This is a genomic window from Saccharomonospora marina XMU15 (genome assembly GCF_000244955.1).
Lineage (GTDB): Bacteria > Actinomycetota > Actinomycetes > Mycobacteriales > Pseudonocardiaceae > Saccharomonospora_A > Saccharomonospora_A marina.
Genome location: NZ_CM001439.1, coordinates 664,078 through 678,978 on the forward strand (window position 1 = coordinate 664,078; position 14,901 = coordinate 678,978).

The 14,901-nt window shown below is 68.2% G+C and carries 13 protein-coding genes and 2 tRNA genes; 6 read left to right on the plus strand and 9 right to left on the minus strand.

What is annotated here, in order from left to right; all coding sequences use genetic code 11:
- The first annotated feature begins 10 nt into the window (after positions 1-10).
- Complete coding sequence (locus SACMADRAFT_RS03145; RefSeq protein WP_009152331.1) at positions 11-901, plus strand: isocitrate lyase/PEP mutase family protein; 891 nt, start codon at positions 11-13, stop codon at positions 899-901.
- Here the strand turns inward: SACMADRAFT_RS03145 and SACMADRAFT_RS03150 are convergent.
- From SACMADRAFT_RS03150 to SACMADRAFT_RS03190, 9 genes are all read right to left on the minus strand, one after another.
- Entirely contained in the window at positions 898-1,395 is a 498-nt protein-coding gene (locus SACMADRAFT_RS03150; protein ID WP_040925526.1) for a DUF309 domain-containing protein, read from the minus strand. The two genes, SACMADRAFT_RS03145 and SACMADRAFT_RS03150, sit on opposite strands and share 4 nt — an antisense overlap.
- A 72-nt stretch (positions 1,396-1,467) precedes the next feature.
- Entirely contained in the window at positions 1,468-3,231 is a 1,764-nt protein-coding gene (ctaD, locus tag SACMADRAFT_RS03155) for an aa3-type cytochrome oxidase subunit I (protein ID WP_009152333.1), read from the minus strand.
- A 128-nt stretch (positions 3,232-3,359) separates the two neighbouring features.
- Entirely contained in the window at positions 3,360-3,602 is a 243-nt protein-coding gene (locus SACMADRAFT_RS03160; protein WP_009152334.1) for a DUF2630 family protein, read from the minus strand.
- 69 nt (positions 3,603-3,671) lie between these two features.
- Positions 3,672-4,385, minus strand: a complete 714-nt coding sequence (locus SACMADRAFT_RS03165; RefSeq protein ID WP_050998313.1) for an IclR family transcriptional regulator — start codon at positions 4,383-4,385, stop codon at positions 3,672-3,674.
- 62 nt (positions 4,386-4,447) lie between these two features.
- The gene (locus SACMADRAFT_RS03170; protein WP_009152336.1) at positions 4,448-5,392 is read right to left on the minus strand and encodes a PDR/VanB family oxidoreductase; all 945 of its coding nucleotides are present in this window, start codon (positions 5,390-5,392) and stop codon (positions 4,448-4,450) included.
- 12 nt (positions 5,393-5,404) lie between these two features.
- Positions 5,405-5,623 carry a hypothetical protein gene (locus SACMADRAFT_RS03175; protein WP_009152337.1) on the minus strand — a complete coding sequence of 73 codons (219 nt, stop codon included), beginning with the start codon at positions 5,621-5,623 and terminating at the stop codon, positions 5,405-5,407.
- Complete coding sequence (locus tag SACMADRAFT_RS03180; RefSeq protein WP_009152338.1) at positions 5,620-6,684, minus strand: aromatic ring-hydroxylating dioxygenase subunit alpha; 1,065 nt, start codon at positions 6,682-6,684, stop codon at positions 5,620-5,622. The genes SACMADRAFT_RS03175 and SACMADRAFT_RS03180 overlap by 4 nt, the downstream gene beginning before the upstream one ends.
- A gap of 136 nt (positions 6,685-6,820) precedes the next feature.
- The gene (lon, locus tag SACMADRAFT_RS03185; protein WP_009152339.1) at positions 6,821-9,241 is read right to left on the minus strand and encodes an endopeptidase La; all 2,421 of its coding nucleotides are present in this window, start codon (positions 9,239-9,241) and stop codon (positions 6,821-6,823) included.
- Between the two features lie 84 nt (positions 9,242-9,325).
- Positions 9,326-10,249 carry a GNAT family N-acetyltransferase gene (locus SACMADRAFT_RS03190; RefSeq protein WP_009152340.1) on the minus strand — a complete coding sequence of 308 codons (924 nt, stop codon included), beginning with the start codon at positions 10,247-10,249 and terminating at the stop codon, positions 9,326-9,328.
- Positions 10,250-10,486: 237 nt separating this feature from the next.
- Between SACMADRAFT_RS03190 and SACMADRAFT_RS03195 the strand changes: the two genes are divergently transcribed.
- From SACMADRAFT_RS03195 to SACMADRAFT_RS03215, 5 genes are all read left to right on the plus strand, one after another.
- A complete protein-coding gene (locus SACMADRAFT_RS03195) occupies positions 10,487-13,126 on the plus strand; it encodes a putative bifunctional diguanylate cyclase/phosphodiesterase (protein WP_009152341.1) in 2,640 nt (879 codons plus the stop codon).
- Between the two features lie 76 nt (positions 13,127-13,202).
- Positions 13,203-13,275, plus strand: a tRNA-Thr gene (locus tag SACMADRAFT_RS03200).
- A gap of 14 nt (positions 13,276-13,289) precedes the next feature.
- A tRNA-Met gene (locus tag SACMADRAFT_RS03205) sits at positions 13,290-13,362 on the plus strand.
- A gap of 31 nt (positions 13,363-13,393) precedes the next feature.
- On the plus strand, positions 13,394-13,558 hold the full coding sequence (gene rpmG / locus SACMADRAFT_RS03210; protein WP_009152342.1) for a 50S ribosomal protein L33: 165 nt from the start codon (positions 13,394-13,396) through the stop codon (positions 13,556-13,558).
- A gap of 162 nt (positions 13,559-13,720) precedes the next feature.
- On the plus strand, positions 13,721-14,812 hold the full coding sequence (locus SACMADRAFT_RS03215; protein WP_009152343.1) for a S1 family peptidase: 1,092 nt from the start codon (positions 13,721-13,723) through the stop codon (positions 14,810-14,812).
- Positions 14,813-14,901: the final 89 nt, after the last annotated feature.

Consider the following 14,901-nt stretch of genomic DNA (forward strand, 5'->3'; position numbering starts at 1 on the left):
GGAGGTTGCGGTGGGAGATCTGCTTGGTGGCCTTAACCGGCCGAGGGCGCGCCTGCGCGAGCTACTGGCGGTGCGGCGACCGCTTGTGGCCCCGGGGGCCTACGACGCGCTGTCCGCGCGGTTGGTGGAGCAGGCCGGCTTCGATGCCGTCTACATGACCGGGTTCGGCACCACGGCGTCGCTGATCGGCAGGCCGGACGTCGGGCTGCTCTCCTCGGCCGAGATGATCGACAACGCCGCGCGGATCGTGTCCGCCGTGGACGTCCCGGTGATCGCGGACGCGGACACCGGGTTCGGTAACGCGATCAACGTGGTGCGCACGGTGCGGTCCTACGAGCAGGCCGGAGTATCGGCGATCCACCTCGAGGACCAGGTCATGCCGAAGAAGTGCGGGCACATGAGCGGCAAGGCGGTGATCTCCAAGGAGGAGATGACCGGCAAGCTGCGCGCGGCCGTCGCCGCCCGGCACGATCCCGACTTCCTGATCATCGCGAGGACCGACGCCGCAGCGGTGCACGGACTCGACGACGCCATCGACCGTGCCCGGGCCTACGCCGACGCGGGCGCCGATGTGCTGTTCGTGGAGGCACCCACCAGCGAAGCAGGGATCGAGCGGGTCGCGGCCGAGTTGTCCGGGGTGGCGCCGCTGGTGTTCAACTGGGCCGAGGGCGGCCGCACACCACCTGTCCCGGCCGCTCGCATCGCCGAACTGGGGTTCTCGCTGGTGCTGTTCCCCATCGGCACACTGCTCGCGGCCACGGCGGGCATGCGGGCACTGCTTGAGGTGTTACGGATCGAGGGCACCCCCGCTTCCGCACTGCCGGGGCTTCCTTCGTTCGACGAGTTCACCGAACTGGTCGGGCTGGGCGAGGTGCGAGACCTGGAGCGCAGGTTCAGCTAGCTGGTCCGGTCCGTTTCCTTCGACCCGAGCAGCCGAGGTGCCATCGAGGCGGCCTCCGGCCGCGCACCCGTCTGCACGCTGTCGGCCAGCGCACGCGCCCAGTCGCACAGCCCGGTGATGTCGATGCCGTGTGGGGCCGACTCGCCGTAGCGCCCGATCCCGTCCGCGCCCCTGCGCAGCAGCGAGGCCGCACCCGTGGGGTTTCCCCGCGCGGCGTGGGTGACTCCCACGGCGAGCTGGGCCAACCCCCGCCACAGGTCGCCTTCGGCCTCGGGGCCGGACTTCCACGCGTCCTCGAACACCTCGTGCGCGTGAAACGGCATCCCCTCGTCCAGCAGCCGCTGCCCCTCGCGCAACGTTTCGCCCGCGGAACGTGCCACGCCCTCCGGTTGCCGCTGGACCCCGTTGGCGCCGTAGGGCAGCGGCCTGCCGAGGCCGTCGCGTGGTCGCGCGTTGCGGGCGCGGCCTGCCTCGTCGCGGTCGCGCTCACCCATGGCCCGAGTCTGGCACGCGGCCCACGGCAGCGGCAGTGGCACCGAACACGCGGTCCTGGCCCGCAGTGGCGGCTAACCCCTCTTGCCTTTGGTGGCGTCCGACGCCTTGACCTCCGGTGGCTGCGGTTCCTCGTCGATCGGCATGGTTTTGCCGGTGAAGGTGATATGTCCTTCCCGGTACATGCGCTCCACCATGTGCGGGTAGTGCAACTCGAAGGCGGGTCGCTCGGAGCGGATCTTCGGCAGTTCGGTGAAGTTGTGCCGCGGTGGCGGGGAACTGGTGGCCCACTCCAACGAGTTGCCGTAGCCCCACGGGTCATCCACCTCGACCGGATCACCGAAGCGGTAGCTGCGCACCACGTTCCACAGGAACGGCAGCATCGAAAGGCCGAGAATGAACGCCCCGACCGTGGAGACCATGTTCAGGGTCGTGAACCCGTCGGAGGGCAGGTAGTCGGCGTAGCGCCGAGGCATTCCCTCATTGCCCAGCCAGTGCTGCACCAGAAACGTCGTGTGGAAGCCGACGAAGGTGAGCCAGAAGTGCAGCTTGCCGAGGCGTTCGTCGAGCATCCTGCCGGTGAACTTGGGGAACCAGAAGTAGATCCCGGCGAACGTGGCGAACACGATGGTTCCGAACAGCACGTAGTGGAAGTGCGCCACCACGAAGTAGGTGTCGTGGATGTGCCAGTCCAGCGGCGGTGCCGCGAGGATGACCCCGGTGAGACCACCGAGCAGGAACGTCACCAGGAACCCGAGGGACCACAGCATCGGGGTCTCGAAGGTCAGTTGCCCCTTCCACATGGTGCCGATCCAGTTGAAGAACTTGATGCCGGTCGGTACGGCGATCATGAAGGTCAGGAACGCGAAGAACGGCAGCAGCACCGCACCGGTGGCGAACATGTGGTGGGCCCACACCGCCAGCGACAGCGCCGTGATGCCCATGGTCGCGAACACCATGAGCCGGTAGCCGAACAGTGGCTTGCGGGAGAACACCGGGATGATCTCGGTGATGATCCCGAAGAACGGCAACGCGACGACGTAGACCTCGGGGTGGCCGAAGAACCAGAACAGATGTTGCCACAGGATGGCGCCACCGTTGGCCGGATCGAAGACGTGCGCGCCGATGATCCGGTCGGCGGCGAGGCCGAGCAAGGCGGCGGTGAGGATGGGGAACACCGCCAGGATCAGCACGCTGGTGAACAGGATGTTCCAGGTGAAGATCGGCATCCGCCACATCGTCATGCCGGGGCAGCGCAGGCAGACGACCGTCGTGACCATGTTGACCGCGCCGAGGATCGTGCCGAGACCACTCACGGCCAGCCCCATGATCCACATGTTGCCGCCGATGCCCGGCGAGAACGGCGTCGTCGACAGCGGGGCGTAGGCGGTCCAGCCGAAATCGGCGGCCCCGCCGGGGGTCAGCAGCGAACTGAGCACCATCAGCCCGCCGAACAGGAACAACCAGTACGACAACGCGTTCAACCGGGGAAACGCGACATCGGGGGAGCCGATCTGGATGGGCAACACCAGGTTGGCGAAGGCGAAAAGCACCGGTGTCGCGTACAGCAGCAGCATGATCGTGCCGTGAATGGTGAACAGCTGGTTGTACTGCTCCTGCGACAGGAAGTGCAGGCCGGGCTGGCCGAGTTCGGCACGGATCAGCAACGCCATCACGCCACCGATCATGAAGAAGCTGATCGAGGTGACGAGATAGAGCTTTCCGATCAGCTTGTGATCAGTGGTGCGCAGCAGGTTCAGAAGGCCTTGGCCGCGCTTGCCCGGCGTGGGTGCCGGCTGCTGGATTCTGGTCGGACGAAGACCGATCTGCGTATCCACGGATGCACCTTTCGCCTGTGCAGGGTGCGTCCCCGAGCGGCTCGCACGGGCCGCTCGAGAGGGTCGGCAATAACGTTAGACCCGCTACCGGGTGGTCGCATCCCGTCGAACGGGGGTCCCACCCGTGGCTATTGCTGGTAGGACTCGACCTCGCTGACCGGGCGTTCGTGTGCCTGATCGGGATCGTCGCCGAACTCTGCCCGTGCGCGCCGCTGCCGCAGCAGATCCCAACACTGGTCGAGCTGTTGCTCCACCTCGCGCAAGCGCTTGCGATCGTGGTCACCCAATCCGGTACCGGTCGCGTGAGACCGCAGGCGGTGTTCCTCGGCGATCAGCTCGTCGATGTGGGCGATGATGTCTTCCTCGGCCATCGGTCACTCCCTTCCACCCCGCCGCTTGCCCCCGCAGTTAGCCCGCTAAACGCGCCTAGCCGACCGCAGTTAGCCCGCGAAACGTGGTTGGAGCATGCGGGAGATACCTCTGCCCGCGGCCTGGACGAGAGGGACGAGGTTCATCGGTTCCGCAGTGCCTGCCCGCACGACCAGAGACACTGCGGCCACCACCTCGTCGTTCCTGCCGCGGATCGGAGCCGCGACGGAGAGCGCGTCGAGCGTCACCTGGCCGTCACTGACGGCGTACCCACCGCGCCGCACGGCCGCAAGCACTTCGCGAAGGCGGTCCGGATCGGTGATCGTCTTGGGGGTGTAGGCGTGCAGCGGCGAGGTCAGCGCCTGCTGCTGGACCTCGGTGGGAGCGTGTGCGAGCAGCACGAGCCCCACGCCCGTGGCGTGCAATGCGAACCGACCACCCACTCGGGTCAGCACGGGCACCGCGTACCGGCCCGCGATGCGTTCCACGAACACCAGCTCCAGCCCCTCGCGGACCGCGAGCTGCACGTTCTCGTGGGTGACCTCGTAAAGGTCCTCGAGAAACGGCATCGCCACGTCGCGCAACGCCAGCCCCCGTGGCGCCAGTGAGGCGACCTCCCACAGCCGTAGCCCGATGCGGTAGCGCCCGTCGGTACCGCGTTCCAGCGCTCCCCACCTGACCAGTTCGGCGGCGCGCCGGTGTGCGGTCGGCAACGACACACCGGCCCGCCTCGCCAACTCGCTCAACGACAGATCCGGCGTGGCCGGGGTGAACGCCTCGAGCATCGCGAGCACCTTCGCCGTCACCGACCGGGTGTCCGCGCCAGCCCCGTTGCCCACCCCGGCTCCTACAGCTCCAGTACCAGGCGTGGCCCGCACGACCGCGACACACAGATCATCATCGTCTCTCCCGCCTCGCGTTCCTCGTCGGTCAGCAACGAGTCGCGGTGGTCGGGTACGCCCTCGCGCACCTCGGTCTCACACGTTCCGCAGGTGCCCTCCTGACAGGAGGAAAGCACCGGTATGCCCGCGTCCTCGACCACTTCCAGGATCGACTTGTCCGGCGGCACGAGCAACGTCACGCCGGAGTGGGCGAGTTCGACCTCGAACGCCTGCCTCGGCCCGGCGTCCGCGCCCTGCTTCGGCGAGAACCGCTCGACGTGCAGGGCTCCCGGTGGCCACGTCGCGCAGCGCCGCTCCACCTCGGCGAGCAACGGTTCGGGCCCGCAGCAGTACACCGCCGTGTCCGGCTCAGGGGCCGCCAGCAGGCTGTCGAGGGGCAGCAGTCCGGTCTCGTCCTGCGGACGTAGTTCAACCCGGTCGCCGTAGGTGTCGGTGAGCACATCGGCGAACGCCATCGAAGCCCGAGTCCTGCCGCCGTAGACAAGCCGCCAGTCGGCTCCACGGGAGTGGGCGGCGGCCACCATCGGCAGGATGGGCGTTATCCCGACGCCGCCCGCGAGGAACAGGTACCTGGGAGAGTCCACGAGCGCGAAGTTGTTCCTCGGCCCGCGTACCCGCACGGTGTCGCCCTCGGCCAGCCGATCGTGCACGTAGGCGGACCCACCTCTGCTGTCCGGCTCCCGCAGCACGGCGACGGCCAGTTCGCTGCGATCCGCCGGGTCGCCGCACAGCGAGTACTGCCGCTCAAGGCCCTCACCCAGCAGCAGGTCGACGTGGGCACCCGGCTCCCACTCCGGAAGCGGGCCGCCCCGGGGATCACGCAGCGTCAGCCGCGCCACCCCATCGGCCACCGCCTCCTTGCGTGCCAGCACGAGGTCCAACTCGGTCACCGCTTCCTCCACTCACACTCGCGCGAGTTCCCGTACCGAAGGTGGCACCGGTTGCTGTTCGGGCGGCTGGTGCCCCCTCGGGTGGCCGAGCAGCCAGTCCCACAGCTCCACCGGGTCCTCGCTGGTGTGCTCGGCACCGCAGTGGCACACCCCGAGCAGCAGGTCGGTGTTGAGCACCCAGTGAATGCGAAACACGGTGTCACCGTGCAACATCGCCACCCGTGCACTCATGACCGCACCGAAGCCTGCCGCTGCTGGGACTGCTGCCCCCGCTCGATCATCCGCTTGAGGAAGCGGCGCGCGGCAAGCCCGCCGGTGTCGATGTTGATGCTGAGCTCCTGGTAGCCCTCGGGCTCGGTCTGGATGACCTGCTCGAGGATGTCCAGCGCCCGCACGTCCTGCAGCACCACGGTGCGGTTGCTCTCCGCGAGGAACTTCGACACCTCCTCGTCGTCGAGCGCGAAGTCCCTCGCCACGGCCCAGAAGTCGTGCGTGCTGTGCTCGGTCTCCGGAGTGATCGCGTACACCACCTCGACGTGGAAGGCATCGGGGTCGGTGCCGTCGTCGGCAGGCAGCACTCCGACTGGCGCGACCCTGCTGTGCAGCAGGTACAGGCACGGCGGGTGGTACTCGATGTCCTGCCAGCGCGTGATCCGGCCCTCGATGCCGGTGGACTTGGCGTAGAAGGAGGGGCACTCGGCGTCAGCCATGTGCCTGCTGACGTAGATGACCTCCTTCTCCTCGTCGACCTCGGTGCTTATCGGGGTGTTGGCCACCTCAGGCGTACCGATGTAGCCGCCGTGCAGGTAGGTCTCGTGCGACAGATCCATCAGGTTGTCCACGAGCAGGTCGTACCGTGCGGCGAGCGGCTCCATGCCCGACACCGTGGTGTAGGCGGGGTCGGACAGCCACGGCGCCCTGGGGATCAGCGCCGGGTCGGCCTTGTCGTGGTCGCCGATCCACACCCAGACGAACGAGTCCTGCTCCACGAGTGGGTAACTCGGAACCCGCGCGGTGCGGGGAATCCGGGTCTGGCCGGGAACGAAGACGCAGCTACCCGCCTTGTCGTAGGTGAACCCGTGGTAGCCGCACACGATCTTGTCGCCGTCGAGCCTGCTTTCCGACAGCGGGTACCGGCGGTGCACGCAACGGTCCGCCAGCGCGACGGCTTCACCGGCCTCGGTGCGGTAGAACACGATCGGTTCTCCGAGGATGGTGCGGGGGAACAGTTCGCGGCCGATCTCTCGGCTGTAGGCCGCTACGTACCACTGGTTGCGGGCAAAGGTCGTCATTGACGTCGCTCCTTGGCAGATGCTGGGACGCGATGAGGAGTTGCCTCGACTGTGAAGCGACGCCAATGAGCTGACCACGCCTGTTTTCACTGACCGAAAGAAATTGTGGGATCTGGTCCGCGGCCGCGGGCGGCGCTCAGGCCGCCCGCGTCAACGGTGCCGTCGCGGGTTCGAGCGCCAGCGAGAGCACTTGCCGAACGCTGCTCACCGGGTGCACCTCGAGTTGCTCGAGGATGTCGCCGGGCACGTCGTCGAGGTCGGGCTCGTTGCGCTGCGGGATGATCACCGTGGTGATCCCGGCCCGATGCGCCGCGAGCAGCTTCTGCTTGACTCCGCCGATCGGAAGCACCCTGCCGGTCAACGACACCTCGCCGGTCATCGCGACGTCGGCCCGTACGAGCCTGCCGGTCAGCAGCGAGGCCAGCGCTGCCGTCATGGTGACGCCCGCCGACGGTCCGTCCTTCGGCACGGCACCCGCGGGGACGTGGATGTGCACACCACGCTCCTTGAGATCGGCCACCGCGAGCTCGAGTTCGGCGCCACGCGAACGCAGGTAGGACAGCGCGATCTGTGCCGACTCCTTCATCACGTCGCCGAGTTGTCCCGTCAGCGTCAGCCCCGTGCCGCCGGACTCCGGGTCCGCCAGCGAGGCTTCCACGTAGAGCACGTCGCCGCCCGCTCCGGTGACGGCAAGCCCGGTGGCCACTCCGGGCATGGAGGTGCGTTGCTCGCCAGGTGGCAGCGACGACTCCGGCAGGTGCCTCGGCCTGCCGAGGTAGCCGGCCAGGTCCTGCTCGTCGATGGTCACCGGCAGTCGGGCCTGCTGAAGTGCCACCCGCGTGGCCACCTTGCGCAGCACCTTCGCGATAGCGCGGTTCAGCTCCCGCACGCCCGCCTCCCGGGTGTACTCGCCCGCCATGCGGCTCAGCGCCCCGTCGGTGAGCACGACATCGCCAACACTCATGCCCGCGCGCCGCGACTCCCTCGGCAGCAGGTGGTCCCTGGCGATCGTCACCTTCTCGCGTTCGGTGTAGCCGTCCAGCGTCACCAACTCCATGCGATCGAGCAGCGGCGCTGGCACGGTCTCCAGCGCGTTGGCCGTCGCGAGGAACACCACATCGGACAGGTCGAGTTCGACCTCCAGGTAGTGGTCCCGGAAGGTGTGGTTCTGCTCGGGGTCCAGCACCTCGAGCAGCGCTGCCGTGGGGTCACCTCGGTAGTCGGCTCCCACCTTGTCCACCTCGTCCAGCAACACCACCGGGTTCATCGAGCCGGCGTCCCGGATTGCCCGCACGATACGACCGGGGAGTGCGCCTACGTACGTGCGCCGGTGCCCGCGGATCTCCGCCTCGTCACGGACACCACCGAGCGCCACGCGCACGAACTCGCGGCCCATCGCCTTGGCGATCGACTCGCCGAGCGAGGTCTTGCCGACCCCGGGAGGGCCTGCCAGCGCGAGCACGGCACCCGAGTGCCGACCTGCGACGGTGGATTCGGCACGGCGCTGCCGGACGGCCAGGTACTCGATGATGCGTTCCTTCACGTCGTCGAGTCCGGCGTGGTCGGCGTCGAGCACCCGGCGAGCGCCCGCGATGTCGTGCACGTCGGTGGTTCGCGTGTTCCACGGCAGGTCGAGCACCGTGTCGAGCCAGGTGCGGATCCAGCCGCTCTCCGGTGACTGATCGGAGGTGCGCTCCAGCTTCTGCACCTCCGCCAGCGCAGCCTCGCGGACGTGGTCGGGCAGGTCGGCGGATTCCACCCTGGTGCGGTAGTCGTCGGAGTCGCCGGAGTCACCGCCGCCGTTGAGTTCGCCGAGTTCCTTACGGATGGCCTCCAGCTGCCGCCTGAGCAGGAACTCCTTCTGCTGCTTCTCCATGTCAGCCTCTACATCCTTGCGGATGGTGTCGCTGACCTTCAGCTCGGCCAGGTAGGCGCGGCCGCTTTCCAGTGCCAGCTCCAGGCGAGCCGAGACGTCGAGGGTGCGCAGCAGTTCCAGTTTCTGGGCGGTATCGAGGTAGGGGGCGTTGCCAGCGAGGTCCGCGATGGCCGAGGGGTCGTCGACCTGCTGGACGGCGTCCAGCATCTGCCACACTCCCCGCTGCTGCAGCAGCGAGACCACGATCGACTTGAACTCCGTGGCCAGCTCGCGAGCCCGCTCGTCAGCGGCGGGTTCCGCGGCGGGCTCGGCCTTGGCCCAGCTCACCGCCGGACCGGAGGAGGCCGATACCTCATCGGCCGAGGCAGCGCGGTGGTAGGCCCGGTGCGTTCCGCGCAGCAGTGCCGCCGACCCACCGCCGGGAAGCCTGCCGAGGCGTTCCACCGTGGCGACCGTCCCGATCTCGGCCAGTGCGCCTTCCACCCGCGGCACCACGAAGACCTCGGCCTTCGTCGGCCGGGTCGACCTCACACCCGGTAGCGCGGCGCCGGAGCTCCTCCCGTTGACGGCTTCCACGGCGGCACGCGTCTGCTCGCCCGCCAGATCGAGCGGCACGATCATGCCCGGCAACAACACATCGTCATCGAGGGGAACAACGGGCAGCAGTTGCGTCCGTGTCATCAGTTCGCTCCCGTCTTGTTGAGTACCTTTCACTCAACTTTCTGGAGCGCCTTTTTGTTTCCCCTCGTCGTTCGCCTGCAGCGATCACCGAGCGGGCAGCCGGTACCACGACGTCCACAGCGGCCGGTAGCCGTGGGAGTACCAAAACGGTGTGGATCGGGGGTTGGCCAGCGCGTGATGCAGCAGCACCACCTCAACGCCCGACTCGTCGAACACCTGGTGCGCGTGAGCGGTGAGCGCCGAACCCACCCCCGTGCTTCGCGCTTCCTCCGCCACGTTGAGAGACGCCAGGTACCCCACCCGTTCGGCCGCGACGTGTCCGCTGATCCAGTCGGAGTCGGGCGGCAACTGGATGTGCAACAGGCCGAGCGGCTTGCCGTACACCTCCGCGATCCACAGTGCCGGTTGGGTGGCGTCGCGGGCGAGCAGGTCGCGGGTTTGCGCGCGCAGCGCCTCCTCCTCGCCCGGTCGCCGTGGCACGAGGCCGAACTGGGCGTCGTAGCGACGCAGCTCGAGTTGCAGGCGTAGCGCGGTGTCCAGGTCGGCAGGTTCGGCCGCGCGGATACGCACGCCGGGTACGGCGGGCGGCCCGCCACCGAGCCGGTCGGCCGGCCGCACCGCCAGCACCCGTGCGGGCGCGAAGCGGTGCCGCAGCAGTTCGGCCGACCCCGCGCTGTCCCTGCTCGGCCGGGTGACGACCGCGGCTGTATCTGGGTCACTGGCGGCCGTGTCCTCCTCGAGCAGTCGTTGCCAGGCGGCCAGCAGTGAGTCCAGCGCCTGCCCGGGGGAGTGGCCCGCAAGGCGCACGTCCAGCCGGTACTCGGCCAGCGGCCGCCACAGCGCCGCGCTGGAGGCGAGTTCGACGCGGGAGCGGGTCGCCAGCGCGGTCGCCTCGGCCACGGTCAACCGCGTCCCGTCGGAGTCGTCCCATGGCCTCGGCACAGGAAGCAGCGAGTCGGCCGCGCTGAGCCGCTTCGTGTGCTCGGTGACTATGGCTTCGATGTCCATAGCTTCATCCAACCGGACATGGTATGAGGTAGGTCACTCAGGATCAGTTACGAAACGCGACGGGAGTCGGCGATGGTGTCACCCCCGCCACCGCCAGGGCATCGCTACGTGTTGTCTCGTTAACCCTGTGGTGATGTCATAGGCGCGAAAAGAGGCCTTGATACGCCCTACGGGGTACAGTGATCCTCTCGTTCGCGGGCCGATCCCGAAAGGGTGCGTGTCACGGAAGGAGGGTGCATGCCGGGCGCACACGACGAACCCGTCGGACCCAGTACGGCTGCAGCCGAGACGCCTAACCAGCCCAGTGTCGCACCCGCATCCGCCGAAGCCCGCAGGGACGAGCGCAGGTTCCGCCTCTACACGATGGCGGTACTCACGGTCGGCCTCGCCGCCGCCGGTGCCGTCTCCGCATGGCTGCCTTTCGAGGGTTCGGTCCACCTGTGGTGGATCGGGCCACTGCTGGCGATCGCCTTTCTCGGCGCCGAGCAACTCGGTGTCAACGTCGACGTACGCAGCGGCATCTCCTGGACCATCTCCTTCACCGAGATACCGCTGGTCATCGGCTTCTTCGTCGCGCCGTTCGAGGTGGTGCTCGCCGCACACGTCGTCGCGGGTGTCACGACGCTGGTCGCCAGAAAGGTCACCGGCCGCGTGCTCTACAACGCGGGCGCCTTCCTGCTGGAGGTCACCAGCGCGTTCGCGGTCGCCGGGCTGGTCAGGCAGGCTCTCGGCAACCCGGAGCAGATGCCGTGGATCGCCGCGCTTGCAGGCACCCTCGCCGCACCGCTGGCGAGCACGCTGCTCGCCATGGCCGCGGTGCGGGTGCTGCGCCGCCGGATGCGGGCGGGCACCGTGCTCCGGCTCGCGGGCCGGATCCTGGTAGTCGGTTTCGTCAACGCCTCTGTCGGTCTCACCGGTTACCTGGTGATCTCCAAGACCCCCGGTGCGTGGCCGATCGTGCTGGCCGTCAGCGTCGGCCTCGCCGCGCTGTACTGGGCCTACTCCGATCTGCTCCGTGAGCAGCGTGACATGGAGGCGCTCTCCGACGTCAGTCTCATGGTGGCCAGGTCCGGCAGGCTCGCGGCTTCCCGGCCGGCCAGCCGTGCCGACGAGATCGGCCTCGAGATCGACGTCGGCGACTGGTCGACGATCGCCGAGCGGATCAAGGACCAGCTCGCCGCGGCCAGGGTCGTGCTGCGGCTGCGACTGGAGGCCGACGAGCCGATGAGCACGGTGGTGGCGGGCGAGGAACTGCCCGCCACGTCGGTGCCCGGCGACGATGCGCTGCTGCGGCTGCCCGGCGCACACGTGCGCCACTTCCGTATCACGGAGGCCAACACCGAGGTGCGGGCCGCGTTGCTCGACCGTGGTGCACAGGAGGCGTTGGTCGTGCCGCTTCGTAGCGCGAACCAGTTGCTGGGGGTCGTCGAGGCGCACGACAGGCTGTCGCGCTGGAGGGGCTTCGGCAAGTACGACGTGCAACTGCTCGGCACCATGGCCAGCCACCTCGCCACCGCACTGGACAACCGCAGGTTGCTGGCCGCCCTGCGGCACGACGCCTACCACGACCCGCTGACCGGGCTGCTCAACCGCCCGGGCTTTCGCCAGGTCGCGGGCGAACCGCTGCGTGAGCACGCCCAGTCGGTGATGCTGCGCGTGGACCTGGACGTGTTTTCCACGGTCAGCGACGCACTCGGTTACGCGTGGGGCGACCGGATGGTCATAGCGGCGGGCAGGCGTATGCGTGACGCACTCGGAGCCGACGTACCGCTGGCCAGGCTGGAGGGGGCCTCGTTCGCCGCGCTGCTGGTCGGGTACGGGCCGGGGGAGGCGCACGACTTCGCGCAGCTGCTGCGCGAGCAACTATCCATGCCCTATCCCGTCGACAGGTTGAGCGTCGAGGCCAACGCGATGGTCGGGTACGCGGCGAGCACGGTGGAGGACAACGGCCAGCCGGTGGACGTGGATGCGCTGCTGCAGCGCGCCGACGTCGCGGTACGTGCCACGCGAGGCGGCGAGGAGGTCAAGGCCTACGTGCCGAGCATGGGCCAGATCTTCCTGCGGCGGTTCCAGCTGGTCACCCAGTTCCGGCAGGCGCTGGAGGATGGGCAGGTCAGCGTTCACTACCAGCCGAAGGTGTCGCTGCCGGGCAAGCATGTGCTCGGGGTCGAGGCACTGGTGCGCTGGCAACACCCCGAGTTCGGCAGGGTGGACCCCGACGAGTTCGTTCCCGCGGTGGAGGCCGCGGGCCTCGTCGGCGCACTGACCTCCTTCGTGCTGGACAAGGCGCTGGACAGGGTGCGTCGCTGGATGGACGAGGGGCTGCGCATCTCGGTCGCGGTGAACCTGTCGGTGCGAAACCTCGCCGACGCGGAGTTCCCCGGCAAGGTCGCAGACGCGCTGACGCGGTTCGGCGTGCCCGCGGAACTGCTGACCTTCGAGCTGACCGAGTCGGGCGTGATGGCGGACCCGCAGCGGGCCCTGCCCATCCTGCGCGAGTTGCACGGGTTGGGCATCGAACTCGCCGTGGACGACTTCGGCACGGGCTACTCCTCGCTCGCCTATCTACGGCAGCTTCCGGTGGACCAGGTCAAGATCGACAAAAGCTTCGTGCTCGGTATGGGTACCGATCTTTCCGACCTGGCGGTGGTGCGTTCGATCGTCGAACTCGGCCACTCGCTCGGCCTCACGGTGGTGGCCGAGGGCGTGGAGGAGGACGTTGCGCGAGACCAGCTCGAGGCGATGGGTTGCGACGTGGCGCAGGGCTACCTGATCTCGCGGCCGCTGTCGGAGGAGCGGCTGGAAGCGTGGTTGCAGGCGCGGACGGCACGCTCCTTCGACCGGCAGGCCGAAGCCGTGCTGACGTTGCTCAGCTGAACCGCTCGCCCGGCGGCGACCCCACTGTCGGGCACGAAGGCGGCTCATGTACTCTTTCTCCAGGCTCGTTGAGCAGGCCCCTTTAGCTCAGTCGGCAGAGCATCTCCATGGTAAGGAGAAGGTCTACGGTTCGATTCCGTAAAGGGGCTCGGTGTCTGTATGAGGCGGTGTAGCTCAGTCGGTAGAGCAAGCGGCTCATAATCGCTGTGTCGCCGGTTCGAGTCCGGCCACCGCTACGCTGTTTCGATGAGAGAGTAAGGAGCCGTTGTGGCTGCCACCGACGTGCGACCGAAGATCACGCTGGCGTGCGAGGAGTGCAAGCACCGCAACTACATCACCAGGAAGAACAAGCGTAACGACCCGGATCGCCTGGAGATGAAGAAGTTCTGCCCGAACTGCGGAACCCACAGGGTGCACAAAGAGACGCGCTGACGCATCGAGTTCGACGAAGCCGCCCCTGCATCAGGGGCGGCTTTGTTGTGTGCAGCGATGCTGTTGGAAAAATCCCAACGATCGTAGCTACCGGCACTGAGTAACGGAGATCACTCTGTCGGGTGAGACCAACCGGTTTCCCCTGCGAAAGTGAGTTGCCGTATGAGAACAGTGTCGAGATCCGCGATCACCCTTGCGGCCAGTGCGCTCGCGCTCGGTCTGCTCGCCCCAACCGTTGCCTCCGCCACGAGTATCGAGGGCTACTCCAGTGACGTGCAGCAGGCGGCGGTCGCCGAGATCACCTCGACGGAGGGCATCACCCCTGCCGCGGCCGAGGAGATCCTGCGTGTCCAGTCCGACAGTGTCGAGACGCTGAACGGCGTCCTCGACCAGCTCGGCGACCAGCAGGCTGGAGGTTACCTCGACGACTCGGGAATGCCCGTCGTCAACGTCCTCGACGAGGCCACGGCGGCCGAACTCGCACCGTCCGGTGTCGCCGCTCGCGTGGTCGACCACTCGGCGGCCGAGTTGCGGTCCGCACGCGAGGCACTCGAGGCGGTACCCGCCGTGGCCCACACCGCCATAGCCGTTGATCCAGAGACCAACCAGGTTGTGCTCACCGTGGCCGAGGAAGCCGATGACGCTGCGGCCGCCGACCTGCTCGCGGCGGCCGCTCGCTTCGGTGACGCGGTACGCGTGGAGCACGTCACGGGCGGTCTGCACAAGGCCATCTACGGCGGCGAGGCCATCACCGGCGGAGGCAGCCGGTGTTCTGCCGGGTTCAATGTCAACTCCGGTGGCCAGCTCTACATCGTTGACGCGGGTCACTGCACGGGCGCGGTGTCGCAGTGGAACGTCGGTCCTTCTGTGGCCGCCAGCTTCCCCGGCAACGACTACGGCCTGATCCGCAACGACACCGGAAGCGGTCCCGGTGCGGTCACGCTATGGGACGGCTCTGCTCAGGCCATCAACTCGGCGAGTAACGCCACCGTCGGCCAGCGGATCTGCAAGAGCGGCAGCACCACGGGGCTGACCTGCGGTGTCGTGCAGGCCACCAATGTGACTGTCAACTACTCCCAGGGTGCGGTTCACCAGCTGATCCAGACGTCGGCGTCGGTGAACTCGGGTGACTCCGGCGGCTCGCTGTTCGCCGGAAGCACCGCGCTGGGCATCACGTCCGGCATGGGCGGCGGTAGTTCCTTCTTCCAGCCGGTGGTGGAGGCGCTCAACGCCTACGGGGTCTCGCTGAACTGACCCGAATCGCGTCCGATCGCGGTGGTCGGGCGGCGCCGCTTCGCCGCGCCGCCCGACCACGCCGTGTGGCGGAGGCGGTAACCTGCAGC